The 26,005-nt window shown below is 69.0% G+C and carries 21 protein-coding genes; all 21 read right to left on the reverse strand.

Translation table 11 applies throughout. The features are described from left to right. On the reverse strand, nt 1-1,835 hold a 1,835-nt coding region (locus AC1Q5B_RS19320; RefSeq protein WP_492633073.1), incomplete at its 3' end, for a PDC sensor domain-containing protein. 164 nt (nt 1,836-1,999) lie between these two features. Then, the gene (locus AC1Q5B_RS19325) at nt 2,000-2,779 is read right to left on the reverse strand and encodes a flagellar brake protein (RefSeq protein ID WP_492633074.1); all 780 of its coding nucleotides are present in this window, start codon (nt 2,777-2,779) and stop codon (nt 2,000-2,002) included. Nucleotides 2,780-3,065: 286 nt separating this feature from the next. Further along, nucleotides 3,066-5,708, reverse strand: a complete 2,643-nt coding sequence (locus AC1Q5B_RS19330) for a Cache 3/Cache 2 fusion domain-containing protein (protein ID WP_492633075.1) — start codon at nt 5,706-5,708, stop codon at nt 3,066-3,068. Nucleotides 5,709-5,895: 187 nt separating this feature from the next. Continuing rightward, a complete protein-coding gene (locus AC1Q5B_RS19335) occupies nt 5,896-8,136 on the reverse strand; it encodes a methyl-accepting chemotaxis protein (RefSeq protein WP_492633076.1) in 2,241 nt (746 codons plus the stop codon). A gap of 256 nt (nt 8,137-8,392) precedes the next feature. Further along, the gene (locus tag AC1Q5B_RS19340; protein WP_492633077.1) at nt 8,393-9,586 is read right to left on the reverse strand and encodes an OprO/OprP family phosphate-selective porin; all 1,194 of its coding nucleotides are present in this window, start codon (nt 9,584-9,586) and stop codon (nt 8,393-8,395) included. A gap of 86 nt (nt 9,587-9,672) precedes the next feature. Further along, nucleotides 9,673-11,670 (reverse strand): chemotaxis protein CheA, encoded by a 1,998-nt coding sequence (locus AC1Q5B_RS19345; protein WP_492633078.1) that lies wholly within the window; start codon nt 11,668-11,670, stop codon nt 9,673-9,675. Between the two features lie 46 nt (nt 11,671-11,716). Continuing rightward, nucleotides 11,717-12,082 (reverse strand): response regulator, encoded by a 366-nt coding sequence (locus AC1Q5B_RS19350; protein ID WP_162338451.1) that lies wholly within the window; start codon nt 12,080-12,082, stop codon nt 11,717-11,719. Then, nucleotides 12,079-12,390: an STAS domain-containing protein gene (locus AC1Q5B_RS19355; protein WP_062358032.1), complete on the reverse strand. Its 312-nt coding sequence runs from the start codon at nt 12,388-12,390 to the stop codon at nt 12,079-12,081. Before AC1Q5B_RS19355 ends, AC1Q5B_RS19350 begins: the two co-directional genes overlap by 4 nt. A gap of 181 nt (nt 12,391-12,571) precedes the next feature. Continuing rightward, nucleotides 12,572-13,654: a chemotaxis protein CheW gene (locus AC1Q5B_RS19360; protein ID WP_492633079.1), complete on the reverse strand. Its 1,083-nt coding sequence runs from the start codon at nt 13,652-13,654 to the stop codon at nt 12,572-12,574. After that, nucleotides 13,651-14,433 carry a ParA family protein gene (locus tag AC1Q5B_RS19365; RefSeq protein WP_492633080.1) on the reverse strand — a complete coding sequence of 261 codons (783 nt, stop codon included), beginning with the start codon at nt 14,431-14,433 and terminating at the stop codon, nt 13,651-13,653. The genes AC1Q5B_RS19360 and AC1Q5B_RS19365 overlap by 4 nt, the downstream gene beginning before the upstream one ends. Further along, entirely contained in the window at nt 14,433-15,395 is a 963-nt protein-coding gene (gene motD / locus AC1Q5B_RS19370; RefSeq protein WP_492633081.1) for a flagellar motor protein MotD, read from the reverse strand. The genes AC1Q5B_RS19365 and motD overlap by 1 nt, the downstream gene beginning before the upstream one ends. 18 nt (nt 15,396-15,413) lie before the next feature. After that, nucleotides 15,414-16,154 (reverse strand): flagellar motor protein, encoded by a 741-nt coding sequence (locus tag AC1Q5B_RS19375; protein ID WP_492633082.1) that lies wholly within the window; start codon nt 16,152-16,154, stop codon nt 15,414-15,416. Nucleotides 16,155-16,378: 224 nt separating this feature from the next. Continuing rightward, the gene (locus AC1Q5B_RS19380; protein ID WP_492633083.1) at nt 16,379-18,130 is read right to left on the reverse strand and encodes a chemotaxis protein CheA; all 1,752 of its coding nucleotides are present in this window, start codon (nt 18,128-18,130) and stop codon (nt 16,379-16,381) included. Between the two features lie 27 nt (nt 18,131-18,157). Next, the gene (locus AC1Q5B_RS19385; protein WP_492633084.1) at nt 18,158-18,298 is read right to left on the reverse strand and encodes a hypothetical protein; all 141 of its coding nucleotides are present in this window, start codon (nt 18,296-18,298) and stop codon (nt 18,158-18,160) included. A 37-nt stretch (nt 18,299-18,335) separates the two neighbouring features. After that, nucleotides 18,336-18,953 (reverse strand): protein phosphatase CheZ, encoded by a 618-nt coding sequence (locus tag AC1Q5B_RS19390; protein WP_492633085.1) that lies wholly within the window; start codon nt 18,951-18,953, stop codon nt 18,336-18,338. Continuing rightward, the gene (gene cheY, locus AC1Q5B_RS19395) at nt 18,953-19,333 is read right to left on the reverse strand and encodes a chemotaxis response regulator CheY (protein WP_492633253.1); all 381 of its coding nucleotides are present in this window, start codon (nt 19,331-19,333) and stop codon (nt 18,953-18,955) included. Before cheY ends, AC1Q5B_RS19390 begins: the two co-directional genes overlap by 1 nt. Before the next feature lie 130 nt (nt 19,334-19,463). Then, nucleotides 19,464-20,216: an RNA polymerase sigma factor FliA gene (locus AC1Q5B_RS19400; protein ID WP_492633086.1), complete on the reverse strand. Its 753-nt coding sequence runs from the start codon at nt 20,214-20,216 to the stop codon at nt 19,464-19,466. Then, the gene (locus tag AC1Q5B_RS19405; RefSeq protein WP_492633087.1) at nt 20,213-21,091 is read right to left on the reverse strand and encodes a MinD/ParA family protein; all 879 of its coding nucleotides are present in this window, start codon (nt 21,089-21,091) and stop codon (nt 20,213-20,215) included. Before AC1Q5B_RS19405 ends, AC1Q5B_RS19400 begins: the two co-directional genes overlap by 4 nt. Further along, on the reverse strand, nt 21,081-22,739 hold the full coding sequence (gene flhF / locus AC1Q5B_RS19410; protein ID WP_492633088.1) for a flagellar biosynthesis GTPase FlhF: 1,659 nt from the start codon (nt 22,737-22,739) through the stop codon (nt 21,081-21,083). The genes AC1Q5B_RS19405 and flhF overlap by 11 nt, the downstream gene beginning before the upstream one ends. A gap of 48 nt (nt 22,740-22,787) precedes the next feature. Beyond that, nucleotides 22,788-24,869, reverse strand: coding sequence for a flagellar biosynthesis protein FlhA (gene flhA / locus AC1Q5B_RS19415; RefSeq protein WP_492633089.1), 2,082 nt, complete (start codon nt 24,867-24,869; stop codon nt 22,788-22,790). Then, nucleotides 24,866-25,996 (reverse strand): flagellar biosynthesis protein FlhB, encoded by a 1,131-nt coding sequence (flhB, locus tag AC1Q5B_RS19420; protein ID WP_492633090.1) that lies wholly within the window; start codon nt 25,994-25,996, stop codon nt 24,866-24,868. Before flhB ends, flhA begins: the two co-directional genes overlap by 4 nt. Nucleotides 25,997-26,005: the final 9 nt, after the last annotated feature.

Below are 26,005 nucleotides of genomic sequence, written 5' to 3' on the forward strand. Positions count from 1 at the left end.
ACGGTGGCGTTGGCGTCGTCGCGCATGCTGGCGAACACGCCGTGGAAGTCGCCTTCCATCCGCGCCGTCAGGTCGCCCTTGGACAACGACTTCAGCACGCCGGAGACCGCGTCGACGCTGCCGGCGATCGCGGACAGCAGGCCATTGACCTGCTGCGACAGCATCAGCAGGAAGCCCTGCTTGCCGGTCTCGGCGATGCGCCCGCTCAGGTCGCCCTGCGCGGCGGCCTGCACGATGCGGGTGACCTCCTGCTCGACCATGACCTCGTTCGTCCGGTCCGCCCACTCGACCACATAGCCGATGCGCTGGCCGTCGCCATCGGTCACCGGGTTGATGATCAGCTGCATGATGCGGCCGCCGACGGTGATCTGTGCCCGGTGCGTGCCGTGGAGCTGGGCCAGCATGCGGGCCTGGTGTTCGGGCTTCTTGTGGAAGATGTCGATGCTGCTGCCGACCACGGTGCGCACGTCGAACGCGGGCAGGTCGCGGCGCAGGTCCTGTTCGACGTCGGCCAGCATCTTCATCAGCGGACGGTTGGCGTAGACGATGGTGCGGTCGGCGTCGGCGATCATGACGTTGGTGGTCACGTCCTCCAGCGCGGTGCGGATGCGCAGGCTTTCCTTCGCCACCACCGCGTCGCGTTCGATGCGTTCGCGCAGGTGGTCCTGCATGCTGCGCATGGCCTTCATCAGCGTGCCGATCTCGTCGTCGCCGCTGGCGTCGATCTCGCTGTCCAGCTTGCCGCGCGCGATGTCGTCGGCGACGCGCACGGCGCCGGCCAGCGGCCTGGCGACCTGGCGTCGCAGCAGCCAGAACACCGCAGCGCACAGCAGGGCGGCGCCCAGCGCGCCGACCGCGACCACCGTCCACAGCACGGCACGGGCTTCTTCCATCAGCACCGCACGCGGCACGACCACGCCGAGCGCGAAGCGCTCCTCGGCGTCGCCGATCTGCAGCGGTACATAGGCTTCCATCACCGCCTCGCCGGCGGCATTGGTGGCCTCGCGGAAAACGGATTCGCCCGCGGCGATCCGCTTGATCACCTCCGCAGCCTGCGCGCCGGCATACGGCTTGCCCACGGAACTGGCGTCCTGGTCGGCGATGACCACGCCGGCCGGCGTCAGCAGCCGCACGAAGCCCGCGCCCATCGGAGTGAGTTTGGCGATGCGCTCCTGCAGCGACTGCAGGGCGAAGTCGACCGTCATGACGCCGACGTATTGGCCCTGGTCCAGCACCGGCGTGGACAGGGTCGTCATCAGCACGTCCTTGCCCGCGATCTTGTAGACGTACGGTTCGGCGACGACCGGGCGCTTGAGTTCGCGCGGACGCAGGTACCAGTCGCCGGCACCGGGAACCTCATAGTCGCGCAGGGCCTCTTCCAGTGGCGCACCGTCGCTCCACGCCCAGTAGCTCATGAAGCGGCCGGTATCGTCGTGGCCGGGAGCGGAGACGTAGTCCGCGTCCTTGCCGTCGAAGGCGTCGGGCTCCCACAGCGTGCCCACGCCGACCCACTCCGGATGGGCTTCCAGCTGGCGTTTGAAGATGGCACTGGCGGCAGGACGGCCGATGCCGTCGCCGCTGCGCTGCGCGAGCAGGGCATCCGCCAGCGCGGCGTTGGTGTCGAACGCGCCGGTCAGTTCGCCGGAGATGCGTTGCGCTTCCAGGTTGGCCAATCCCTCCATCGTGGTGCGGGCGCCGGCGAGCAGCGACTGGCTGCTGCGCAGATAGCTCGCCGCGGCCGCGACGCCGAAGGCGAGCAGGGCGACGATGGCGGTGCCGAACATCACGCGCGTGGCGATGCTGCGGGAGGAGAAGCGCACGGAAGCAGATGACATGGAGACCTCGTTGACAGGTGTGGCGTGGCAACGCCTGCGATCCGGAGTGACCGGAAACCGTCCGGTATCGCAGCCGTGGTAGGACACCTATCGGCGGCACCGCGCCTTGATTGAGTCCGTGCTGGCCGATACCCGACGAGTGGGGCGGAAAAAGGCGATGCCGGTCACGCCGCGCCGCGTTCGCGGGCGCTGCGCTGGCGCTCCAGGCGGAAGATGTAGCGCTGGATCAGCGCGTCGCCGCCGCGCGGCATGTCGGTGAACTGGCAGCCGGCACGCCAGCTTTCGCTGCCGTTCTGGTTGAGCTGGCGATGGAGGCTCTTGACCATCAGGCGCACGCTCAACGGGCCGCTGTCGGGCAGGTGCAGCAGGCAGCCGGCGAACTCCTTGTAGGGCTGCAGCGTCGGTTCCTCGGCCTGCACCGCCAGGGCGATGCCGCCGCCGCTGATGTCCAGGACACGATAGTTGCGGTACGTCGTCTCGCCATCGGGGTGGCGGGTGGGGATCGCGCATTCCATCGGCTGGGTGACGGGCACCTGCAGCCGGTAGAACTCGCGTCGCTGCAGGCGCAGGACACTTTCCGGCAACGGCGCGCGGAAGGCGACCTGACCATCCTTCTGCACCCGCTGAAGGTCGTACAGCTTGAACTGCACGTGGATGCGCTCCAGCCGCGACACACAGGTGACGTGGCTGGCTTCCTCGATGCTGCGGTTGATCGTCTCCGCGGCGCTGCCATCGATCAGCACACCGTCCTCGTCTTCCAGCACCTCGATGACGGATGTGGGAAAGGTGTGGTTGCGCGGCATGGCGCACCCGCTGACCAGCGCCCGCTTGTCGATCAGCGACTGCAGGATCTGGCGGATCGCGTACTCGCCGTGCACCAGGTACTTTTCTTCGTCGTCGTACCCGACGGGATCGGCCAGAGGGGCGTCGCTGGACTCGGTCATGCGGAGCGGAAACGTCAGGGCAGGGAAGGCGTCACAGGCTGTATCGGCGCTGGGTGCCGCATCTTTAGTCGGCGAATACGGTCTGTATGCAGGTGCGGCGTCTGGCCGGACGGGTGGCGCAGGGGATTCAGCGGCATCGGTCTGGTCGGCTGGAAGGGTGCCGCGCGTAAACAGAGTCTTCAGGACTGAACGTCGGGTCTTTTAGATCCGATTCGGCGAGCGCCGCCCGAAACGCACACGGCCCGGAATGACCGGGCCGTGTGTTGAACGGGAAACCTGAGAGGGATCAGAACTCCTGCCAGTCCCCCTCGGCCAGGGCCGGTTCCGTCGCCTGCGCGACGGGCTTGCGGACCGCGGGCTGGGAGGTCGGCCGGGGCGAGGAGGCCACCGGTTTGGCGGATGCCTTCCGTACCGGAGCACGGACCGCCGCCTGCAGCTTGAACACCGACACCGACTCGGTCAGTGCGTGGGCCTGTTCTTCCATCGAACGCGCAGCGGCTGAGGCTTCCTCCACCAGTGCGGCGTTCTGCTGCGTGGTCTCGTCCATCTGCACGATGGTCTGGTTGACCTGTTCGATGCCGGCCGACTGTTCCTGCGAGGCGGCGGAGATCTCGGCCATGATGTCGGTCACCCGCTGCACGCTGGCCACGATCTCGGCCATCGTCGCACCGGCCTGGTTCACCAGCGCCGAGCCATCGGCCACCTTGTCCACCGAGGTTTCGATCAGGCCCTTGATCTCCTTGGCCGCATTCGCGCTGCGCTGGGCCAGCGTGCGTACTTCCGAAGCGACCACCGCGAAGCCGCGACCCTGTTCGCCGGCGCGCGCGGCTTCCACCGCCGCGTTCAACGCCAGGATGTTGGTCTGGAAGGCGATGCCGTCGATGACCGAGATGATCTCGGCGATCTTCTTGGAGGACTGTTCGATGTCGGTCATGGTGGTGACGACCTTGCCGACCACCTCGCCGCCCTGCGAGGCGACCGACGCCGCACCGATCGCAAGCTGGTTGGCCTGGCGCGCGGACTCGGCGTTCTGGCGCACGGTGGAAGTCAGTTCCTCCATCGAGGCGGCGGTCTCTTCCAGGTTGGCGGCCTGCTGCTCGGTACGGCGCGACAGATCAAGATTGCCCGATGCGATCTCGCCGGCAGCGGTATTGATGCTTCCCGAGGCATCCTGGATACGGCCGACGATGTCGGTCAACTGGCTGACGGTCGCATTGGCGTCGTCGCGCATGCTGGCGAACACGCCGTGGAAATCGCCTTCCATGCGTGCCGTCAGGTCGCCGCGGGCGATGGCCTTCAGCACCACGGACACCTCGGCCAGATTGCCGTCCGTGGTTTCCATCAACTGGTTCAGGCCGGCGACCATGTCATGGAAGTCGAACCGGTACTTCGCCACGTCGCCGCGCTGGCTGAAATCGCCGGACGAGGCCGCCATGGCCAGGCGCTTGATCTCGCCGTTGATCGCCGACAGGTTGGCCTTGGTCGCGTCCATCGTGTCGGTCAGGATGGCCTTCTCGCCGGGCAGACGGTCCATGTCCACCGACAGGTCGCCGATCGAATAGCGCTGCATGATTTCGATCAGGCGCATCTTCACGGCGATGTGCGCGGCGACCAGTGCATTGGTATCCCGCACCATGCGTCCGTACTCGCCGGGGAACGCGCTGTCGTCGATGCGGAAGCTGATGTTCCCTTCATCGTGGCGGTGCGTCATCTCGCTCTGCGCGGCGATCACCGACACCACTTGCGTCTGCACGTCGTGCATCGCGGCCATCAGCTGGCCGACTTCGTCGGCACGCGAGGTCTCGATCCTGCCGTCCAGCCGGCCGGCGGCGACGTCCTTGGCGATGGCGACCGCCGAGCGCAGCGGACGGGAGACGACACGGCGCACGCCGACTGCGGTCAGCACGCCGATCACGACCAGCGCGAGCAGCGACAGGGCGAGGATCGCCACCGTCAGCGAGCGGCTGGCGGCCAGCACGTTGTCGCGCGGTTCCACGGCCACGAGCGCCCATTTCCAGGGTGCGAAGCGCTTGACCGCCACCAGGGCGGGCACGGCCTGGTCGCCGGCCTTGGGTGCGATGTCGAGCACCGCATGGCCCTTGTCCTGGTCGAGCAGCGCCTTCATCGCCGGCATCGACCCGGATTCGACCACGGTGCCGTACGGCGACTCCTGGCTGGCGGGATGTACGGCGAGCATGCCGTGATGGTCGCCCTCGGCCACGTCGACGACGAAGAAATAGCCGCCTTCGCCGAGCTGCGTCGTGCGCAGCTTGTTCTTCAGCGCCGCCAGTCCATCGCCGTAGTTCTGGCCGACGAACAGGATGCCGACGGTCCTGCCTTCGGCATCCTGCAGCGGCTGGTAATGGGTCATGTAGTCGCGGCCGAACAGCCGTGCGCGACCGGTATACGGCTTGTCTTCCAGCATCAGCGCGTAGGCGGGATGCTTGTGGTCGAGCGCCGTGCCGATGACGCGCTGGTCCTCGGTATTGCGCAGCGACGTGGTCGCGCGGATGAAGTCGTCGCCCTGCCGCACGAACAGCGTGGCGACCACGCCGGTGGCGTCGGTGAACCGGTCCACGTCGGTGAAGTCGAGGTTCATCGTCTGCTCGCCGAAACGCAGCGCGGGCACATCGACATCGCCGATGGGCGCGCTGGCGTCCGTGTCCACCGATACGTCGCCGGGCGGCAGCGACGCGCGGAAGCTGCGCGCCATCCGCTGCGTGGCGTCGGTCAGCGTGCTGTCGTACAGCGCGACGGATTCCAGCATGACCTGCGCGGCGACATCCAGGTCGGCGAGCGCGCGCTCCTGGATGGCGCGGCCGGACTGCCGCTGCACCACGAAGGCGAGCAGGGCGAGCACCACTGCGACGGCGAGGGTGACCTGGAGGGAAAGCTTGCTGCCAAGGGAAAGACGCGCGAGTCGGGTCATGGGGCAGGGGTCAGTGGGGTATCCAGACCGGTATCGGCGTTTCACCCACCGAATTGAGCGTGGCGTCAGCGTTTTCCCGACGAACGGTAAACGTGTGTACGTGGAGCGATGTCCTCCTCTCGACGCATACGGCCCGGACATGCCGGGCCGTGTGTTTACCGCGGAAGCCGGATGGTTCCACGCGGGCTCAGAACTCCTGCCAGTCGCCGTCGGCCAGGGCCGGCTCGGGCGTGCGCGCAGCGGGCTTGCGGGCCACGGCCCTGGCGGCGGGCCGGGGCGTGGCCACGGCCGCCGGGGCAATGGCCTTGCGCACCGGAGCGGCGACGACGCCCTGCAGCTTGAATACCGACACCGACTCGGTCAGGCCCTGGGCCTGCTCTTCCATCGCGCGCGCCGCGGCGGTGGCTTCTTCCACCAGCGCGGCGTTCTGCTGCGTGGTCTCGTCCATCTGGGTGATGGTCTGGTTGACCTGTTCGATGCCGGCCGACTGTTCCTGCGAGGCGGCGGAGATCTCGGCCATGATGTCGGTCACCCGCTGCACGCTGGCCACGATCTCGGCCATCGTCGCACCGGCCTGGTTCACCAGCGCCGAGCCGTCGGCGACCTTGTCCACCGAGGTTTCGATCAGGCCCTTGATCTCCTTGGCCGCATTCGCGCTGCGCTGGGCCAGCGTGCGTACTTCCGAAGCGACCACCGCGAAGCCGCGACCCTGCTCGCCGGCGCGCGCGGCTTCCACCGCCGCGTTCAACGCCAGGATATTGGTCTGGAAGGCGATGCCGTCGATGACCGAGATGATCTCGGCGATCTTCCTGGAGGACTGTTCGATGTCGGTCATGGTGGTGACGACCTTGCCGACCACCTCGCCCCCTTGGGAGGCGACCGACGCCGCACCGATCGCAAGCTGGTTGGCCTGGCGGGCCGATTCGGCGTTCTGGCGCACGGTGGAGGTCAGTTCCTCCATCGAGGCCGCCGTTTCTTCCAGATTCGCCGCCTGCTGCTCGGTACGACGGGACAGGTCCGAGTTGCCGGAGGCGATCTCGCCGGCGGCGGTGTTGATGCTTCCGGAAGCGTCCTGGATGCGGCCGACGATGTCGGTCAGCTGGGCCACGGTGGCATTGGCGTCGTCGCGCATGCTGGCGAACACGCCATGGAAGTCGCCTTCCATCCGCGCCGTCAGGTCGCCGCGGGCGATGGCCTTCAGCACCTCGGACACCTCGCCGAGATTGGTGTCGGTGGTTTCCATCAGGCGATTGACGCCGTCGACCATCTCGCGGAAATCGTACTGGTACTTGTCGGCGTCGCCGCGCTGGCTGAAATCGCCCGCGGACGCCGCCGTGGCCAAGCGCTTGATATCGCCGTTGATCGCGGACAGGTTGGCCTTGCACATGTCCATCGCGTCGGTGATGACGGCCTTCTCGCCGGGCAGGCGATCCATGTCGACCGACAGGTCGCCCACGGCATAGCGGCGCATCACGTCCACCGCCCTCATCTTCACGCCGATGTGCTGGGCGACCAGGGTATTGGTGTCGCGCACCATGCGGCCATAGTCGCCGGGGAAGCCGTGGTCGTCGATGCGGAAGCTGATCTGCCCTTCGTCGTGGCGGCGCGTCATCTCGGCCAGGGCGGCGATCAGCGCCACGACCTGGCGCTGCATGCGCTGCATGGCGGACAGAAGCTGGCCGACTTCGTCGGTGCGCGAAGTGTCGATCTTGCCGTCGAGCTTGCCGGCGGCCACGTCGTTGGCCGTGCGCAACGCTTCGCCGACGGATCCCGAAATGGAGCGGCTGATGCTCCAGCCCAGCAGGCCCGCCAGCGCCAGTACCAGCACCAGGCCACCGACCAGCGCCGCCACGGTGCGGTCGTGCGCCTTGCGCGACGCTTCCACGTTCCTGGACAGGTTGTCGACGTTGTACTGCGACAGCGTCTTCAGGTGGTCGAACAGTTCGCGGCGCAGCTTGCGCGAATCGTCGCCGGAGATGGCCCTGGCGGTCTCGAAGTCGTCCACCGCGATGGCGGCGGCGATGCGGTCGTGGGCCTCGAAGTAGGCGGCACGCGCAGCCTCGACCTTCTTGTACAGCGCCAGTTCTTCCGCCGAGGACTCGGCGGGAATCGCGTTGTAGCCAGCCTCTTCGGCATCGATCTTGGCGCGGGTGTCCTTCAGCCGCTTGTCGTAATCCGCGAGCTCGGCGGCATCGCCCTGCTTGGTCAGCTGCGCCTGCTCGAACGTGCGGAACTCGCCCAGCTGCGCGCGCATCTCGCCGAGATGCTGGACCGCGGGCATCCAGTTCTCGTTGACGGCGCGGATCTGCGCCTCACCGGCATTCAGCCGCCACAGCGAGAAACCGCCCAGCAGCAGGGTCAGCGCGGTGGTGACGGTGAAGGCCAGCGCCAGCTTGCGGGCGATGGACAGGTTCTGGAACCAGGTCATCTGAAATCTCTCCGGAAAAGCATCAAAGCCCAGCCGATGGCCGGTACCCACGACAGGGCAGGGGCTGCGACGGGCGTGGGAGAGAGGGGGATCTCGCGCCGGCGCAGCGCGGTCTCGCACTGTCTGCACCCGGGGTAACGGCTTCACCTGCGACTTCTTTACGACCGTTCGGCGGCGCGGCCAGTGCGATGCCGAAGAGGTGCGCGGCTTCGCGCACGCACCGTGACCGGGTGCGCGCGGCGCGGCGTCGCACGCCTCAGAAATGCATCTGTGCGCGCAGTTCGAACACGGTCGGATCGGCGGTGAAGGCGCCGCGACTGGCGTCCGTCTTCACGACGTTGGCCTGGAACTTGAAGTACGACGTCAGGTACCAGTTGGCACCCACGGTCCAGTTGTGTTCGCGGCCACCGGCGATGCCGTCGCTGTCCAGGTCGATGCGGCTGTAGCGAGCCAGCAGTTCGAGCGCGCCGTACTTGCCCTTCGGCTTGGGATTGGCGACGTTGCCGCTGCTGTAGACGCGCGATTCGCCGGTCGCCAGCCAGCTGGCGAAGACGTAACCGCCGTCGGCGGCATAGGACGGCAGGCCGGGGCCGCGCGTGGTCTTCTGCCGCAGGTATTCGCTCTGCAGCGACCACGGTCCGTGGATCCACAGTGCCTCCAGGCCGGTGCGATCGATGCGGTCGACGCGCGTCAGCGTGCCGGAATCCACGAAGCGTACGCCGGTCAGCGCCGCTTCCGGCCGCGCACGCCAGCGGACACTGGGATGCACGGTCACGCCAAGCCCGTTGACCTCGCTGTCCGGGCGTTCCCGCGACCCGGCGATACCGAGGTGCAGCACGTCGCCGACGGCCTTGCGCGACGTCCACGCCAAGCGCACCGCGGCGGTGTCGCCCTTGTTGTTGCCGAGCAGGTCGGATTCGAAGAAGTAGCCGACGTTGGCGAGGTATCGCCCGCGCTCGAACGCCCAGTCGACGCCGCTGCGGCGGTTCTCGTAGAACGCCTGCGTGGGCAGCGCGCCTTCCAGGAAGCTGGTCGCGCGCGTGGCGGTGTTGCCTTCGAAGCCGAGCGGCACCTTCATCTGGCCGATGCGGACCTTGCCGAGATCGCGGCCCAGCAACGCCTTGGTTTCCACGCGCAGCGCCACGTCGTTCCAGTTCTTGGCGTGGAAGTCGTAGGTCACGCCGAGTTCGTACACGCCCTTCCTGCGCAGGGTCAGGCCGAGTTCCTGGCGGCGCCAGGCGTCGTCGTCTTCCAGCGCGGCACCGTTGTAACCGTCGCCGGAGAAGCGGTTGAGGTCGTACTGCAGGTTGCCGCCCAGGCTCAGCTCGGTGCCGCCGGCGAAGGCGATCCTGGGCGGCCATGCGGTGGCCTTGGCGCCGCCGTCGTCGGCACGGGCGCCGGCGTGCACGGCCAGCAGGGACAAGGCGAGCGTGGAAAGGACGTGCTTCATGCGGGTACCGACGGAGGAGGGGCGAGCGCCAGCGGGCGTCGCCCGGTACGCGCGACGCATGGTAGGGCAACCCGAGGGGTGCGGGGTCAGGCGGCTTGCTGCATCCGGCGTGCGCGGACCAGTCCGCCGACATCGACGATCAGCGCGACGCGGCCATCGCCCAGGATGGTGGCGCCGGAAATGCCTTCGATGCGGCGGTAGTTGTTCTCGAGGTTCTTCACCACGACCTGCTGCTGGCCGATCAGTTCGTCGACCTCCAGCGCCAGCTTCTGGCCGTCGGCTTCCACCACCACCACCAGCGGATCGGCGTTGCGCTGGTCGCCGTAGCGGTAGTAGTCGTTCAGCGCCACGATCGGCAGGTACTCGCCGCGCACGCGCAGCACGCGTCCGTCGCCGGCGACGGTGCGTACGTCCTCGGCCTGCGGCTGCAGCGCTTCCAGCACGTAGGTCAGCGGCAGGATCAGCGTTTCCTCGCCGACCGACACCGCCATGCCGTCGAGGATGGCCAGCGTCAACGGCAGGCGGATGACCACGCGGGTGCCGTGGCCGGCGGCGCTTTCGAGCTGCACTTCGCCGCCCAGCGCCTGGATGTTGCGGCGGACCACGTCCATGCCCACGCCGCGTCCCGACAGGTCGGTAACGGCTTCGGCGGTGGAGAAGCCAGGCTGGAAGATCAGGTCCCAGACCTGCGCATCGGTCGGGTTCTCCGGCACGGCGAGGCCGCGTTCGGCTGCCTTGGCGAGGATGCGGTCGCGGTTGAGGCCGCGGCCGTCGTCGCTGACTTCGATGACGATGTGCCCGCCCTGGTGCGAGGCCGCCAGCGTGATGGTGCCGGTCTCGTCCTTGCCGGCCTGCGCGCGCACGTCGGGCAATTCCAGGCCGTGGTCGATCGAGTTGCGGACCAGGTGCACCAGCGGATCGGCGATGCGTTCGATCAGGCCCTTGTCCAGCTCGGTGCCCTCGCCGACGGTGCGCAGGCGCACCTGCTTGCCGAGGCGCGCGGACAGATCGCGGACCAGGCGCGGGAAGCGGCGGAACACCGCGTCGACCGGCAGCATGCGCACGCCGATGACGGCTTCCTGCAGGTCGCGCGTGTTGCGCTCCAGCAGGTCGAGGCCGGCGAACAGGCGTTCGCACTGGGCCTGGTCGAGCAGGCCGGAGACCTGCTTGAGCATGGCCTGGGTGATGACGAGTTCGCCGACCAGGTTGATCAGCCCGTCGATCTTGTCGACGCTGACGCGGATCGAGGTTTCGGCGGCGGCGTCGTTGGCGGCAGGCGCCGCTGTCGCTGCAGGTGGCTGCGCACCGCTGGCGACGACGGCGGCCACCGGCTGCGTGGCGATGGCGACGGCATCGACCGGCACGGCGGTGCGCTGCATCGGCTGGATATCGAGTTCGCAGTCGTCGACGACCCAGGCGAACACGTCGTCCACCGCGCTGCGCGGCACCTTGCCGATCAGGCCGAGGTCCCACGCCAGGTAGGCTTCCAGCGGATCGATCTGCTCGAAGCCGGGCAGGCGCTCCATCCGGCACGCGATTTCCAGCGGTCCGAGGTGTTCCAGTTCGCGCAGGATGCGCAGCGGATCGTTGCCGCTCATGAACAGCGACGGCGCAGGGGTGAAGCCGATCTTCCAGCCGTCGGGTTCGGCCTCTGCCGCGGCCGCCGTGGCCGGCGCGGCGGCGGCAGGCGCCTCCTGTCCGGACAGCACCGCATTGAGGCGGTCCTTCATCGCCTGCACGGCGGCGGGATCGGCCGGCGTGCCGTGTTCGGCTTCCGCCAGCAGCGCACGCAGCACGTCCACCGAGGCGAGCATCGCGTCCACCGCGGGTGGACTGACCGCACGCTGGCCCGCACGCAGTTCGTCGAGGAGCGTCTCGAGCACGTGGGTCATGCCGGCGATGGCGTCGAAGCCGAACGTCGCCGAGCCGCCCTTGATGGAATGCGCGGCGCGGAAGATGGAATTGATCAGGTCGCCGTCGCGGTTGCCCTGTTCCAGCGACAGCAGACCGGCTTCCATGGCTTCCAGTCCTTCGCGGCTTTCCTCGAAGAACGTGGCGTGGAAGCGCTGCATGTCCATGTTCATTGCGACGGTGCCCTGGTGCGGTCGGAGGGAAGACGGAGAGGAGGGATCAGCCCAGGACTTTCTGGACGGTGGCGACCAGCTGTTCCGGGTTGAACGGCTTGACCAGCCAGCCGGTAGCGCCGGCGGCCTTGCCTTCGGCCTTCTTGTCGGCGGCCGACTCGGTGGTCAGCATCAGCATCGGCGTGAACTTGTAGTCCGGCAGGCCGCGCAACGCGCGGATCAGCGAGATGCCGTCCATGTTGGGCATGTTGACGTCGGTGACGACGGCATTGAACTTCTGTCCCTGCGCGCGCCCCAGCGCCACCTGGCCGTCTTCGGCTTCATCCACCGCGAAACCCGCCGAGCTCAGGGCGAAGGCGACCATCTGTCGCATCGAGGCCGAATCGTCCACTACCAGAATGCGTGCGCTCATGCGGCGTTCTCCACTTGTTGCGTGTTGTGTTCGTTGTCGTTGGCCAGGCCGAGCTGCGGGGCGATGCCGAGCAGGCGCGCGGCGTCGCGGAAGCTCTGGCTGACCGCACTGAAATCGGTGGCAAGGCCGGCCTGCTCGCGCTGGCGCACGAAGCTGCACAGCACCTGCAGGCTGGCGGTATGCACGCGCTGCACGGTGCCGGCGTCCAGCGCCAGCGGTCCCGGCTGCGCGACATGCGGGGCCAGGTGCTGCTTGAGGTCGGTGGCGGCCTCGATACCGAGGTCGTCACCCAGGGGCACAGCGCTCATCGTGTCTCCGGAAGGGCGGCTCTAGTGAGGTATCGGCGCGGTCTGGCCGCTCTTGAGGAACGGGTGTGAATGTGTGACGGAGTTGGTGGAAGCGAGGAATGAGTGGAGAGGAGCGAGGAGTGAGCGAAAGCCGGAAGGTCGTTCTTGCTCACTTCTCGCTCCTCTCCACTCGCTGCTCGCTTCACTGCAGGATGCGCGAGGCGTCCAGCAGGATCACCGCGCACTCGTTGAGGCGCGCCACGCCGCGGAACAGCGGATTGGCGATGCGGCCGACCCGCGCGTTGTCGGGCGATTCGATCTGCTGGTCGGTCAGGTTGGCGACGTCCTCCACCGCGGTCACGCGCAGGCCCAGCGTCTCGCCGTGCTCCTCCAGCACCACGATGCGGGTGATGGCGTCGGGTTCGATCGCGCGCCGGCCCAGGTACAGGCCCAGGTCGATCACCGGGACCACCTGGCCGCGCAGGTTCATCACGCCCAGCATGTGCGGAGCGGCGCCGCGCAGCGGCAGCAGCGTGGCGGGACGCACCACTTCCTGCACCTTGAGCAGCTCCAGCGCGTAGTGCTGCTGGTCGCAGCGCAGGCGCAGCCAGCGGGTCTTGCGCTCGGTCGCGCGTCGACGCTCGCCGGTGTCGGCCGGCGTCTGCAGGAAGGGCCTGGCCGGCAGCGGCACCGCCGTGTAGGCAGGCGGGGCGACCGGCATCGGCGCCCTCGCCACCGGCGCGGGCGCCACGCGCGAGGTCGGCGCGGCGCCCCCATGCAGCTTGTCGAGCAGGGCTTCGAATTCATCGTCGCCGATGACGTCGGCGTCGGCACGGACCGGCGAAACGGCGAGCGCGGGAACGGCAGGCGTCGCGGCGGCGGGTGCGGCCGGGACCGCGGTCGGCGCACCGTCGCCATGCAAGGTGTCGAGCAGGGCCTCGAACTCGTCGTCGGTGATCAGGTCCGCTTCGCTGCCGGCGCGCACGGGGGCGGTCGCGAGGGCCGGGGCGGGCGTCGCCGTGGTTTCAGCCGTCACCACGGGGCCGGGCGCGGCATCGCCGTGCAGGGTGTCGAGCAGGGCTTCGAATTCGTCGTCGGTGATCAGGTCCGCTTCGCTGCCGGCGCGCACGGGCGCGACCGCCAGCGTGGGCGCGGGCGCCGCGACAGGTTCGGAGTCGGCCACGGGAGCGCCCGTCGTTGCCGGCCCGGCGACCTGCACGGGTGCCGCGGCGACATCGCCGAGCAGGTCCAGCAGGTAGTCGTCGAGGACGGCGGGGGTGTTCATGCGGCCTGCTCCGTATCGCGGGCTTCGGTCATCAGCAGCCAGTCGAGCGCGCGGCGGTAGGCCGACAGGCCACGGCCGGGATAGTGCGCGGCCGGACTGGAGCGGGTCAGCGCGTCGACGCTGCAGATGCGGGTGTCGTTGGGAATGGCGTCGTTCCAGACGCGCTCGCCGTACTCGTCCTGCATGGCCTTGAGCGTCTCGGCGCCGGTGCGCGTGCGCTTGTCGTACAGCGTGGGCAGGATCGACACCGGCAGCTCGCGGTGGCGCGAGCGCTGGATCATCTCGGCCGTGCGGCACATGCCTTTCAGGCCGTGCAGTGCCAGCGGCTCGGTCTGCGTCGGGATGATGACGTGGTCGGCCGCGGCCAGCGCATTGACCATCAGCAGGCCGAGCGTGGGGGGACAGTCGAACAGCACGTGGTCGTAGGCATGGCCGCTGCGCGCGAGCGCGTTGGACAACGCCAGCCCGAGCCCGGGCTGGGTGGCGCTGCGGCGCTCCAGCGTGGCCAGCGGCGTCTGCGCGGCGACGAAGGCGAGGTTCTCGATCTCGGTCGCACGCGCCACGCTGGCCAGCGTCGGCGGCTGTTCGTCGAACAGGTCCAGCACGCCGGTGGGCTGCGGATCGGTTGCCAGGCCGAACGCGCGCGTCAGCGAGGCGTGCGGATCCAGGTCGATCAGCAGCACGCGATGGCCGCGCATGGCCAGGCCGCGCCCGAGGGCGAGGGTGGTGGTGGTCTTGCCGACGCCGCCTTTCTGGTTGGCGATTGCCCACACGCGCATCACTGGACTCCTTCATGGACCTGGGGCGCCGGCGGCGCTCCGGGCATGGGCGACGCGGCGTGGGCCGGCAACGGCGGCAGCGCGATCACTGACGGCGGTGCGGGGACCTGTTCCTGCGCATGCAAGTCCGGTGCCGGGCCGGTCGGGCTGGCCAGGATGATCAGCAGCACGCGGCGGTTGGCGTTGCGGCCTTCCTGGGTGGCGTTGTCGGAGATCGGGCGGAACTCGCCATAGCCGATCATCGCCAGCCGTTCCGGCGGAATCCCGTCGCGCACGAAAAGGTGCACCACGCTGGCGGCGCGCGCCGAGGACAGCTCCCAGTTGGACGGGAACTGCGAGGTACGGATCGGGCGGTCGTCGGTATAGCCCTCCACACGCACCGAGTTGGGCACGTTGCCGAGCACCGACGCCAGCTTGCCGACGGTCTCCTGCGCCTGCGGATCCAGCGCCGCCGAGCCGGTGGCGAACAGGATGTCGCTGTTGATCTGTACTTCCAGCCACAGCGCCGAGCGCTTGATGGTCACCAGCTTCTCGTCGATCAGCGGCGCCAGCGCGCGCTCCAGGTCGTCGGCGATGCGCTTGAGTTCGCCCTGCGCCGCTTGCAGGCCCTTGGCGTCGAGCGACATGTTCATCTGCGAGGCCATCGCCGCCAGCAGCGTGACGTTCGGCGAGGGCGACGGCGCGGAGGGTCCTTCCTTCGCCCCGGACTTGATGGGCGAGGGGCGGTCGAAATCGGCGCCCTGCAACTGGTGGTTGCCCACCTGCACCGGGTTGATCGTGCGCGGCGCGCCACCGAAGGCGGCGGTCAGCGCATCGGCGACCACGCGGTACTTGCCTTCGTTGATGGTGGAGATGGCGTACATCACCACGAAGAAGGCGAGCAGCAGCGTCATCAGGTCGGCATAGGGGATCGCCCAGGCCTCGTGGTTGACGTGTTCTTCGTGCTTCTTCCTGCGTGCCATCGGCGTCGTTCCGCAGGCTCAGTGCAGGAAGCCGGCCAGCTTGGCCTCGATGTTGCGCGGGTTCTCGCCCTGCGCGATGGCGATCAGGCCCTCGATGATCATTTCCTGCTCGCGGCTGCGGCCGCCGATCACGCTCTTCAGCTTGCTGGCGACGGGCAGGAAGAACAGGTTGGCCGAGGCGATGCCGTAGATGGTCGCGGTGAAGGCGGCGGCGATGCCGTGGCCCAGCTTGCTGGGATCGGCCAGGTTCTTCATCACCGCGATCAGGCCGAACACCGCGCCGATGATGCCCAGCGTCGGCGCATATACGCCCATCGCCTCGAACACCTTGGCGGCGGCGAGGTCCTGGTGCTCCTGGCCGTTGAGGTCGATCTCCATCATGTGGCGGATCGCTTCGGGTTCGACGCCGTCGACCAGCATCTGCAGGCCCTTCCGCAGGAACGGGTCGTCCTGCTGGTTGACCACCGGCTCCAGGCCGAGCAGCCCCTGCTTGCGGGCGATGTTGCTCCACTCGACGATCTGCGCGAGCAGCGCATCGCCATCGGTGCCCGGCGGGCGGATCACCCAGCGCGCGATGGACACGGCGCGCTTGAACACCGGCGGTGGCGTATGCACCAGGATCGCGGCGATCGTGCCGAGGATGACGATGACGAACGCCGCCGACGACCACAGCGACGACAGGCCGGCACCCTTGAGGATGCTGCCGCCCACCAGGGCGACCAGCGCCAGCAGCAGTCCGATGAGGCTGAAGATGTCCATGGTCTGATCTATCGGCCCCGTTCAGGTGGACTTGAGGTGCGCTTCCTGCAGGAGCGATGTAAGTCGCGACCGGGGTCACACCCGGTTCGTGGTTGCTGTTGTGGGAGCGACGTAAGTCGCGATGGCCGCGAGACGGACTCCATGAGGGTCCTGGCGTCTGAGGGAAAGAGCTCGCGACTTACGTCGCTCCCACAACCGCCGGGCTCCCACAGTGGCTCGTCGCCTTACGCCGTCGCGCGCAGTCCGTCGACATCGAGGATCAGCGCCATGCGGCCGTCGCCGATCAGGGTGGCGCCGGCGTAGCCGGGCAGGCCGCGTACGGCGCGCGGCAGCGGCTTGATGACCACTTCCTCGCGGCCGCGGACCTGGTCGACGATCAGGCCGAAGCGCTGTTCGCCCATCTGCAGCACCACGATGGTGAGCAGCGGCGCCATGACCGGGTCCACGCGCAGCCACTGGCGCAGGTCGACCAGCGGCAGCGTGTGGCTCTGCCGGTCGAGCACGGCCTGGCCGTCGAACCAGCGCAGGCTTTCGGAGGGCGCGTGCAGCACTTCCATCACGCGCGCCAGCGGCAAGGCGTAGACCGGATCACCGGCCTGCACCAGCAGCGTGGGCAGGATGGCCAGCGTCAGCGGCACGCGGATGACGAAGCGGCTGCCGCGGCCCACATCGGAATGGATGGTGATCTGGCCGCTGAGTTCGCGGATGCGCGACTGCACCACGTCCATGCCGACGCCGCGGCCGGAGATGTCGGTCACCTCGGCCTTGGTGGAGAAGCCGGGCAGGAAGATCAGCTGCAGGCACTCGTCGTGGCTGAGGCGGGCAGCGGCCTCGGGATCGATCAGGCCCTTCTCCAGCGCCTTGGCGCGCAGGCGCTCGGGATCGATGCCGGCGCCGTCGTCGCGGATCTCGATGGTCACGAAGTCGCCTTCCTGCTGCGCCGACAGGCGCACATGGCCGGCGCGCGGCTTGCTGCAGGCTTCGCGCAGCGAGGGTACTTCGATGCCGTGGTCGATCGCGTTGCGCACCAGGTGCACGAGCGGATCGGCCAGCGCCTCCACCAGGTTGCGGTCGAGTTCGGTGTCGGCGCCGACCAGCTCCAGGTCGACTTCCTTCTGCAGCTGGCGCGCGACGTCGCGCGCGACCTTGGGGAAGCGGGAGAACACCTTGCCGACCGGCTGCATGCGCGTGCGCATGACGGCGGTCTGCAGGCGGGCGGTGGCGATGTCGAGGCTGCTGACCGCGCGATCCAGTTCTTCGTCGCGGATGCGAGCACGCAGCGTCTTCAGGCGGTTGCGCGACAGCACCAGTTCGCCGACGAGATTGACGATGGCGTCCAGCCGCTTGGTATCCACGCGGATGGTCTGCTCGGCTTCGCCGCCGGTCTTGGCCGCCGGCTTCGGTCCGGCGGGTTTCGCAGGCGCGGGAGCGGGCGCGGCACGCGGCGGCGAGGGCGGGGCGACGCTGGTCGGTGCGCCGCCGCCGTGCAACTGGTCAAGCAGGGCTTCGAACTCGTCGTCGCCGATCACGTCGCCGGTGGGCGCGGGTGCCGCCGGTGCCGCGGTGGTCGTGGACGCCTGTGCCGGCGCGGAGGCGCCGCCGTGCACGTCGAACTGGTCGATCAGGGATTGCGGTGCGTGCGGCGGCTCTTCGCCGCCGCCGATGGCATCCAGCATCTGCTGTAGCCAGTCCAGCGACTGTTGTGCGGCGTCGAAGTGCTGCGGTTCCAGCGTGGCCTTGCCGGCACGCACCAGGCCCAGGGTTTCTTCGGCGGCGTGGCACAGGTTGACCATGGCCTGGATGCCGAGGAAGCCGGCACCGCCCTTCAAAGTATGGAAGCCGCGGAACACCGCGTTGAGCTGGCTGCTGTCGGAGGGGTCGTGTTCCAGCGTGACCAGCTGTTCGCCGAGCCGGTCGAGGATCTCCTGCGCTTCGATCAGGAAGTCGGCGGCGATTTCAGGCGTGACGGCGGACATGGACGGGACGGTTACCGGGGCGGGCGATCAGCGGGAGGCGTCGAACAGGGGCTGCGTGTCGGGGCGGCGGCGCAGGAAGCGCGCGGCCACCACATCGCAGACCAGCAACAGGCCGACGAAGAGCAGGACGACAGGGTGACGGGAACGATGGGCGGAAGCGGCAGGCATGGCAGGTCTCCGGTTCCGCAGCGCGCGTCCCCCGGGGCTACAGCCCCAGGCCGGACAACAGGTCGTCGGCGTCGTCCTGCGAAAACGCGTTGCGGTCAAGACCAGCAACGGCCGGACCGGCGAGTTCTGAAGGCTTGTCGCGGTTTTTTTCCGGCGGCGGGATGCCGAGCGCGCCGAAGCCCTCGTGCACGCGGCGCACGATGCCGGCGACGCGGCGGATGATCTGCCCGGTCAGGTCCTGATAGCTCTGCGCCAGCGCCATCTCGGACAGGCCCTTGCCGATGCGGTCCACCAGCGCGGCCTGTTCGGCCGACAGGTCGGTGCTCTTCAGCTGCGTGGCGTAGCCCCGGCACTGCTCGGCCAGGTCCAGCGTCCTGTGGCTGGCCTGTTCGGTCATCTCGACCACATGGTCCAGACGCGCGCAGGCATCGTCGAGTTCGCCCGCGCCGGTCGGCGGCAGTTCGCCCAGCGTCTGCGCCAGTTCGCGGGCCAGGCGACCCAGGCCCTGCATCATCGGCTGGGTGCGCCAGGCGGCGATGGCATCCAGCTCGCGGCGCCAGCCCGCCTCGTCGCCCTGTTCCAGGGCATCGAGCGCGGTCTGAAGCTTCTCCACCAGCGCCGCGCGGGCGCCCGTGGCGTCGGCGACGGCGTTCATCAGGCGGCCGCTCCCAGGCGTTCGAAGATCTTGCCCAGCTTCTCTTCCAGCGTCTGTGCGGTGAACGGCTTGATGATGTAGCCGTTCACGCCGTTCTGCGCCGCCTCGATGATCTGTTCGCGCTTGGCTTCGGCGGTCACCATCAGCACCGGCAGCGTCTTGAAGCGGTCGTCGGCGCGGATGGCTTTCAGCAGCTCGATGCCGGTCATGCCCGGCATGTTCCAGTCGGTGACCACGAAATCGAAGCCGCCCTGGCCCAGCGCGGTCAGCGCTGTGTTGCCGTCGTCGGCCTCGGCGGTATTGGTGTAGCCGAGGTCGTTGAGCAGGTTCTTGATGATGCGGCGCATGGTGGAGAAGTCGTCCACGATCAGGATGCGCATGTTCTTGTTGGTCACGGATGCTCCGGTATTGCGTGGACGGTGGGACTGGTGGGGATATCGACCGCGGACGGGAAATGTTTAGCGGAGCTGGCGTCGGCTCGTGGGAGCGCCCCGGGGCGCTTCTGCAGGGTCATTCGTCGTCTTCCAGGCCGGCGTCGGCCTTCTCGAACACCTGCAGGCGACCGCGCAGGCGCACCATCGCCTGGCCGTGGATCTGGCAGACGCGGGATTCGCTGACGCCGAGCACCGCGCCGATTTCCTTCAGATTGAGTTCCTGCTCGTAGTACATCGACAGCACCAGCTGCTCGCGCTCGGGCAGGTGGCCGATGGCCTTGACCAGCTGCTGGCGGAACTCGCTGCGCTCCAGGTTCTGCTGCGGCGACGGCCCGCCGGTGCGCGAGGTGTTCGGTTCGCCGTGGTCGTCGATGTGCGACTCCAGACTCAGCACCTGGCCGCGCGCGGCATCCTCCATCAGGCGCAGGTATTCGGGCAGCGGCATGTCCATCGCGCTCGCCACTTCGGTGGCGATGGCGGCGCGGCCGGTACGCTGTTCGATCTCGCGCACGGTGGCGGCGGCCTGGCGGGCGCGGCGGTGGACCGAGCGCGGCACCCAGTCGCCACGGCGGATCTCGTCGATCATCGAGCCGCGGATGCGGATGGAGGCGTACGTCTCGAACGACGCGCCCTGCTCGGCGTCATAGCTGCGCGAAGCTTCCAGCAGGCCGATCATGCCGGCCTGCACCAGGTCGTCGATCTCCACGCTGGCCGGCAGGCGCGCCGCCAGGTGGTGGGCGATGCGGCGGACCAGGTCGGCGTGCTGGGTGACGAAGTCGTTCGCGCTGCCGCGTTGCACGGCGCGGTACTGGGCGGCGGCGGTGTTCATGCGGCCACCCCCCGCTGGATCAGGCGTTCGACGAAGAATTCCACGTTGCCGCGCGCCCCGACCGGCGGCTGCCAGCGGGCGGTCGTGCGCGCGATGTCGGTGATGGCGCGGGCCGACGGGCTGCCCGGATACGCCTTCACGACGGCCTGCTGGCGCTGTACGGCGCGCCGCAGCCAGTCGTCCTGCGGCACGGCGCCGAGGTAGTGCAGGGCGACGTCGCCGAGGAAGCGCTCGCAGACGCGCGCGAGCTTTTCGTACAGCTTCCGGCCCTCGTTCGGGTCGCGGACCATGTTGGCGATGACGTGCACGCGGTCCAGGCCGCGCTCGCGCGCCAGCACCTTGATCAGCGCGTAGGCGTCGGTGATCGACGCCGGCTCGTCGCAGACCACCACCACGGTGTCCTGCGCGGCCTGGCAGAAGGTCAGCACGCTGTCGGTGATGCCGGCGGCGGTGTCGACGATCATGAAGTCGAGGGCCCGCTGCAGCTCGGAGAACACGTTGACCAGGCCGACATGCTCGGCCGGCGTCAGTTCGGCCATGTGGCGGAAACCCGACGAGGCCGGCACCACCAGCACGCCTTCGGGACCTTCCAGAAGCACTTCCTCCAGGCCGCAGCGGCCGGCGACGAGGTCGGCGAGGGTGAACTTCGGCGACAGGCCGAGCAGCACGTCGACGTTGGCCAGGCCCAGGTCGGCGTCCATCAGCAGCGTGCGCTTGCCCATCTCGGCGAGCGACACTGCGAGGTTGACCGACACGTTGGTCTTGCCCACGCCGCCCTTGCCGCCGGTGATGGCGACGACGCGCACGGGATGGAAGGCGCCGGGCATCGGCGGGGTGCTGCGGGGATTGGTCTGCAGCGGGTGATCAGGCGACATGGGTGGCCTCGGTCGAGCAGGGTTCGTCGGCTTCGCGGCGCAGCTGGTCCAGCCGCAGCACGAGGTGGGCGCTGTTGGCGCGATGGAGGTCGTCGGGGACGCGCTGGCCGTCGGTCACCCAGGTCATCGGCAGCTGGTGGTCGACCACCACGCTCAGCGCGCTGCCCAGGCGGCCGGTCTCGTCCAGCTTGGTCAGCACCACGCCTTGCGGCTGCACGGCGCTGAAGCGGCGGACCACCTCGTCCAGGTCGGAGAAGTGCGAATTGGCCGGCAGGCACAGCAGGGTCTTCACCTGCCCCGAGGCGCGCAGCCAGTTGAGCTGGCCGACCAGGTTGCGGTCGCGCTGGCCCAGGCCGGCGGTATCGATCAGCACCAGCTTGTAGTCGCGCAGGCGCTCCAGCACCAGCGCCAGGGTCTGCGCGCTGTCGGCCTCGTGCACGGCGATGCCGAGCTGGCGACCGTAGCCATGCAGCTGTTCGCGGCCACCAACACGCACGGTATCGGTGGTGACCAGCGCCACGTCGCGGGCGTTGTGGCGCTGCGCGAAGCAGGCCGCCAGCTTGGCGATGGTGGTGGTCTTGCCGGCGCCGGTCGGTCCGACCAGGGCGATGACGCCGCCGGTGTCGAGCAGGTCGGTGTCGAGCACGGGCAGCTTCTTCGACAGCAGGCCCAGCATCAGGCCGCGGCCGCGGTGCGGTTCGGTGTCGGCGGGGATCTGCAGGGCGATGTCGCGGGTGATGCCAGCATCGAAGCCGTAGTCTTCCATCAGTTCCATCGCCTGCATGCGCACCGGCGAACCGCGCAGGCGCTCGTCGGTGAGGCGATGCATCTCGCGTTCGATCATCTCGCGCATGGCGGACAGTTCGCCGCGCATCTGCACCAGTTGTTCGTCGCTCTCCCGGGCTTCCGCGGCGTTGTCGGTGACCACGGTCAGCGTGGGCACGGTGATGGCGGCGGGCGCCGGCGCCGGGGCGGACGCCGGCGTACGCGCGGCGTGCAGCGCGACGATGGGCGCGGGTTCGGGTTCCGGCAGCGACACCGGCGGCGCGATCGACGGCAGCAGCGCGTCGAGGTCCAGCGTGTCGTCGATGTCGGCACGCGGGGCGGGCGGGCGACGCGGCGCCACGACGGGTTCGATGCGCGCGACCGGCTCGTTGGCGGGCGCGGCGGGCAGGCAGGCGGCGAGTTTGGCCGCGAAGGATTCGGGTTCGATCAGCAGCGGCGCGATGTCGCGGACAGCCGGCGCCGGAATGTCGGCGGCCGCTGCGGGCGCGGCGATCACGGGCGCGCGCGGTGGCGCGATCGGGGCGGGCTTCGCGGTTTCGGCGCGCGGTGCGATGGGTGTCGCCGGCTGACGGCGCGCGAAATAGCTGGCGGCGGCTTCGGCCGGCGTCAGGGCGGGGCTGTTCGCGGCCGCTGCCTGCGGCGCCGGATCGAGCAGCGGATGCAGCGGCGCGGCGGGCGCGGTCGGGCGCATGGCGTCCAGCGTGCGCTGCACCAGCGCTTCGTCGTAGTTGCTGGCGGCGACGATCTCGACACCGTCCTCGGTGACCCGGTTGGACAGGATCACCGCGTCCGGACCGTGTTCCTGCCGGACCATCGCGAAGGCGGTGCGCATGTCGGGGGCGACGAAGCGTTTGATTTTCATGGCGTGCTATCCGGTTCGGTGTCGCGTCGGGTTCTGCTGCTCCGGGCCTCAGCTGATCGTGCCGACCAGCTTCAACCGCTTGTCCTCGGGAACCTCGCTGTAGGCCAGCACCGACAGCGAGGGGACGCTGTGGCGGACCAGGCGGGCGAGGGCGGCGCGGACCGTTCCCGGTACCAGCACCACCGCAGGCTCGCTGCGGGCTTCCTGCTTGGTCACCACGTCGGCGAGGCTCTGGTGCAGGCGTTCCGCCAGTCCCGGTTCCAGCGCCGCGCCGGTTCCCTGGGTGCTGTCCTGCAAGACGCGTTCCAGAGTCGGCGCCAAGGTGTAGACGGGCAGCTCCGGTGCCATGCCGGAGATCTCCTGCACGATGAATCGTCCCAGCGACGTGCGCACGGCGGCGGTGAGCGCGGCCGGATCGGTGTTCTGCGGGGCGAACTCGACCAGCGCCTCGGCGATGCGGCGCAGCTGCCGGATCGGCACGCGCTCGATCAGCAGGTTCTGCAGCACGCGCACCACGGTGGCCAGCGGCAGCGCCTTCGGGGTGAGGTCCTCGACCAGCTTCGGCGCGCTGCGGCCCAGTTGCGCCAGCAGCTGCTGGACTTCCTCGTGGCCGAGCAGTTCCGGCGCGTGTTCGCGCACCAGGTGGGAAAGGTGGGTGGCCATCACCGTGGCGGGATCGACCACGGTGTAGCCCAGCGATTCCGCCGTGGCCTTCTGGTGCGCCTGGATCCACACCGCGTCCAGGCCGAATGCCGGGTCCTTGCCGGGAATGCCGTCGATGCTGCCGAACGCGCCGCCCGGGTCCAGAGCCAGCTCGCGGTCGGGGTGGATCTCCGCCGACGCCACCGGCACGCCATGCACCAGCAGGCGGTAACCGTTCGACGGCAGTTCCAGGTTGTCGCGGATATGCACCGGCGGTACCAGGAACCCGAGGTCCTGGGTCAGCTTGCGGCGCACCGCCTTGATGCGCGACATCAGTTCGCCGCCCTGGTTCTTGTCGACCAGCGGGATCAGCCGGTAGCCGACTTCCAGGCCCAGCGGATCGACCGGGCGCAGCTCGTCCCAGGTCAGTTCGGCGTTGCGGTCGGGCGCGCCCGGACCGGGCAGGGCCGGCGTGTCGCCGTCGGTGGCTGCCGGACCCTGCTGGGTCCGCTTCCACATTTTCCAGGCGAGGTAGCCGATACCGGCCGCCAGCGTCAAAAAGGCGACGTTGGGCATGCCGGGCACCAGCCCGACCAGTCCCAGCACGCCGGCGGCCACCGCCAGCGCCTTGTGCTGGCCGAAGGCTTGGCCCATCACGGCCTGGCCCATGTCTTCCGAGCGCGAAGCGCGGGTGACCAGCATGGCCACCGCCGAGGACACCAGCAGGGCGGGCAGCTGGGCGACCAGGCCATCGCCGATCGACAGCAAGGTGTAGGTCGACGCCGCCTCGGCGGCCGGCATGCCGTGCTGGAACATGCCCACGGCGAAACCGCCGATGAGGTTGATGAACAGGATCAGGATGCCGGCGATGGCGTCGCCGCGGATGAACTTGTTGGCACCGTCCATCGAGCCGTAGAAGTCGGCTTCGGCGCGGACTTCCTCGCGCCGCGCCTTGGCCTCCTCGCGGGTCAGCACGCCGGCGTTGAGGTCGGCGTCGATGGCCATCTGCTTGCCGGGCATCGCGTCCAGGATGAAGCGGGCCGACACTTCGGCGATGCGGCCCGCGCCCTTGGTGATGACCACGAAGTTGATGATGGTCAGGATGGCGAACACCACGATGCCGACCGCGTAGTTGCCGCCCACCACGAACTCGCCGAACGCCGCGATGACCTTGCCGGCGGCGTCGTGGCCGTTCTGGCCGTTGAGCAGGATCACGCGGGTCGAGGCCACGTTCAGCGCCAGGCGCAGCATCGTGGTCATCAGCAGGATGATCGGGAAGATGGTGAAGTCGAGCGGACGCTTCACGTAGATCACCGCCAGCAGCACCACCAGCGAAATGGCGATGTTGAAGCTGAAGAGCGCGTCCAGCACCGGTGGCGCCAGCGGCACCACGATCATGGCCAGCAGCGCCAGCACCACCAGCGGCGCGCCGAGGCCGTTCTTCAGCATGTCCATCCAGCGCGGGGTGCCGACCGGTTGCGCGCTCATGCCTTGCCTCCGTGCTCATCCACGTCCAGCGCCGGCAGGTCGGGCAGCGGAGCCTCGCCCACGCGCCAGGCGCGCAGCTGGTACACGTAGGACAGGATCTGGGCGACGGCGGCGTACAGTCTCACGGGGATCTCCCGGCCAAGCTGCCCTTCGCGATACAAGGCGCGTGCCAAAGGCGGGGCGGAGACGATGGCGATGCGGTGGGCATCGGCCACTTCGCGGATGCGCATGGCCAGTTCGTCCACGCCCTTGGCGACCACGGTGGGGGCGCCCATCTGGCCGGCCTGGTATTTCAGGGCCACCGCGTAGTGGGTCGGATTGACCACGATCACGTCGGCCTTGGGCACGTCCTCCATCATCCGGCGCTGCGACATCTGGTGCTGCATCTGGCGGATGCGGCCTTTCACTTCCGGGCTGCCGTCGCTTTCCTTCATTTCCTCGCGCAGCTGCTGGCGGGTCATCTTCAGCTTCCGCAGCCAGTTCCACTTCTGGTACGGCGCATCGATGGCCGCCAGCAGGATCAGGCCGCCGGTGGTCGCCAGCAGCAGGGTGCTGGTGAACGACAGGCCGCTGCGCACCGCCTGTTCCAGCGGCATGGTCAGCAACTCGCGCAGCGGATTCAGTCCCAGCTTCAGGCAGATCGCCGCCGCGCCCCCGATCAGTACCACGCGCAGCAGGGACTTCAGCAGCTCGGCGATGCTCTCGGGCCCGTACAGGCGCTTGAGGCCGGCCGCGGGGTTGAGGCGCTTGAAATCGGGCATCAGCGACTTCTGCGAGAACTGCAGGCCGCTCATCAGGGCCGGTGCCGCCAGTCCGGCCAGCACGCAGATGCCCGCCACCGGCGCGATCGCGACCAGCAGCTTCAGCATCATCAGGCCGACGTAGCCGAACAGCTGGTCCGGCTGGCGCATCAGCAGCGGGTCCGGGGTCAGCGCGATCTTCATCCAGCCCAGCGCATCGCGCGCCAGGCCCGGGCCCATGCCGATGATGGCCAGCACGCCCGCACCGAACACCGCCGCCGTCGCCAACTCGCGCGAGCGCGGGATGTTGCCCTGTTCACGGGCTTCGCGAAGTCGTTTCTCGGTGGGTAATTCAGTGCGTTCGCCGCTTTCGTCCTGCTCAGACATGGCGCATTT

This window comes from Pseudoxanthomonas sp. GW835-FHT14C01, from assembly GCF_058793715.1.

Bases quoted from the DNA above. Each gene is read 5' to 3' on its own strand.
- AC1Q5B_RS19355 (WP_062358032.1), bottom strand. From the start codon at position 12,390: ATGAGCGCTGTGCCCCTGGGTGACGACCTCGGTATCGAGGCCGCCACC.
- AC1Q5B_RS19405 (WP_492633087.1), bottom strand. From the start codon at position 21,091: ATGTCGCCTGATCACCCGCTGCAGACCAATCCCCGCAGCACCCCGCCG.
- AC1Q5B_RS19330 (WP_492633075.1), bottom strand. From the start codon at position 5,708: ATGACCCGACTCGCGCGTCTTTCCCTTGGCAGCAAGCTTTCCCTCCAG.
- motD (WP_492633081.1), bottom strand. From the start codon at position 15,395: ATGGCACGCAGGAAGAAGCACGAAGAACACGTCAACCACGAGGCCTGG.
- AC1Q5B_RS19375 (WP_492633082.1), bottom strand. From the start codon at position 16,154: ATGGACATCTTCAGCCTCATCGGACTGCTGCTGGCGCTGGTCGCCCTG.
- AC1Q5B_RS19385 (WP_492633084.1), bottom strand. From the start codon at position 18,298: ATGCCTGCCGCTTCCGCCCATCGTTCCCGTCACCCTGTCGTCCTGCTC.
- AC1Q5B_RS19365 (WP_492633080.1), bottom strand. From the start codon at position 14,433: ATGCGCGTGTGGGCAATCGCCAACCAGAAAGGCGGCGTCGGCAAGACC.
- AC1Q5B_RS19360 (WP_492633079.1), bottom strand. From the start codon at position 13,654: ATGAACACCCCCGCCGTCCTCGACGACTACCTGCTGGACCTGCTCGGC.
- flhF (WP_492633088.1), bottom strand. From the start codon at position 22,739: ATGAAAATCAAACGCTTCGTCGCCCCCGACATGCGCACCGCCTTCGCG.
- AC1Q5B_RS19380 (WP_492633083.1), bottom strand. From the start codon at position 18,130: ATGTCCGCCGTCACGCCTGAAATCGCCGCCGACTTCCTGATCGAAGCG.
- AC1Q5B_RS19345 (WP_492633078.1), bottom strand. From the start codon at position 11,670: ATGAACATGGACATGCAGCGCTTCCACGCCACGTTCTTCGAGGAAAGC.
- AC1Q5B_RS19325 (WP_492633074.1), bottom strand. From the start codon at position 2,779: ATGACCGAGTCCAGCGACGCCCCTCTGGCCGATCCCGTCGGGTACGAC.
- cheY (WP_492633253.1), bottom strand. From the start codon at position 19,333: ATGCGCATCCTGATCGTGGACGACTTCTCCACCATGCGCCGCATCATC.
- AC1Q5B_RS19350 (WP_162338451.1), bottom strand. From the start codon at position 12,082: ATGAGCGCACGCATTCTGGTAGTGGACGATTCGGCCTCGATGCGACAG.
- flhA (WP_492633089.1), bottom strand. From the start codon at position 24,869: ATGAGCGCGCAACCGGTCGGCACCCCGCGCTGGATGGACATGCTGAAG.
- AC1Q5B_RS19400 (WP_492633086.1), bottom strand. From the start codon at position 20,216: ATGAACACCGCCGCCGCCCAGTACCGCGCCGTGCAACGCGGCAGCGCG.
- flhB (WP_492633090.1), bottom strand. From the start codon at position 25,996: ATGTCTGAGCAGGACGAAAGCGGCGAACGCACTGAATTACCCACCGAG.
- AC1Q5B_RS19335 (WP_492633076.1), bottom strand. From the start codon at position 8,136: ATGACCTGGTTCCAGAACCTGTCCATCGCCCGCAAGCTGGCGCTGGCC.
- AC1Q5B_RS19340 (WP_492633077.1), bottom strand. From the start codon at position 9,586: ATGAAGCACGTCCTTTCCACGCTCGCCTTGTCCCTGCTGGCCGTGCAC.
- AC1Q5B_RS19390 (WP_492633085.1), bottom strand. From the start codon at position 18,953: ATGAACGCCGTCGCCGACGCCACGGGCGCCCGCGCGGCGCTGGTGGAG.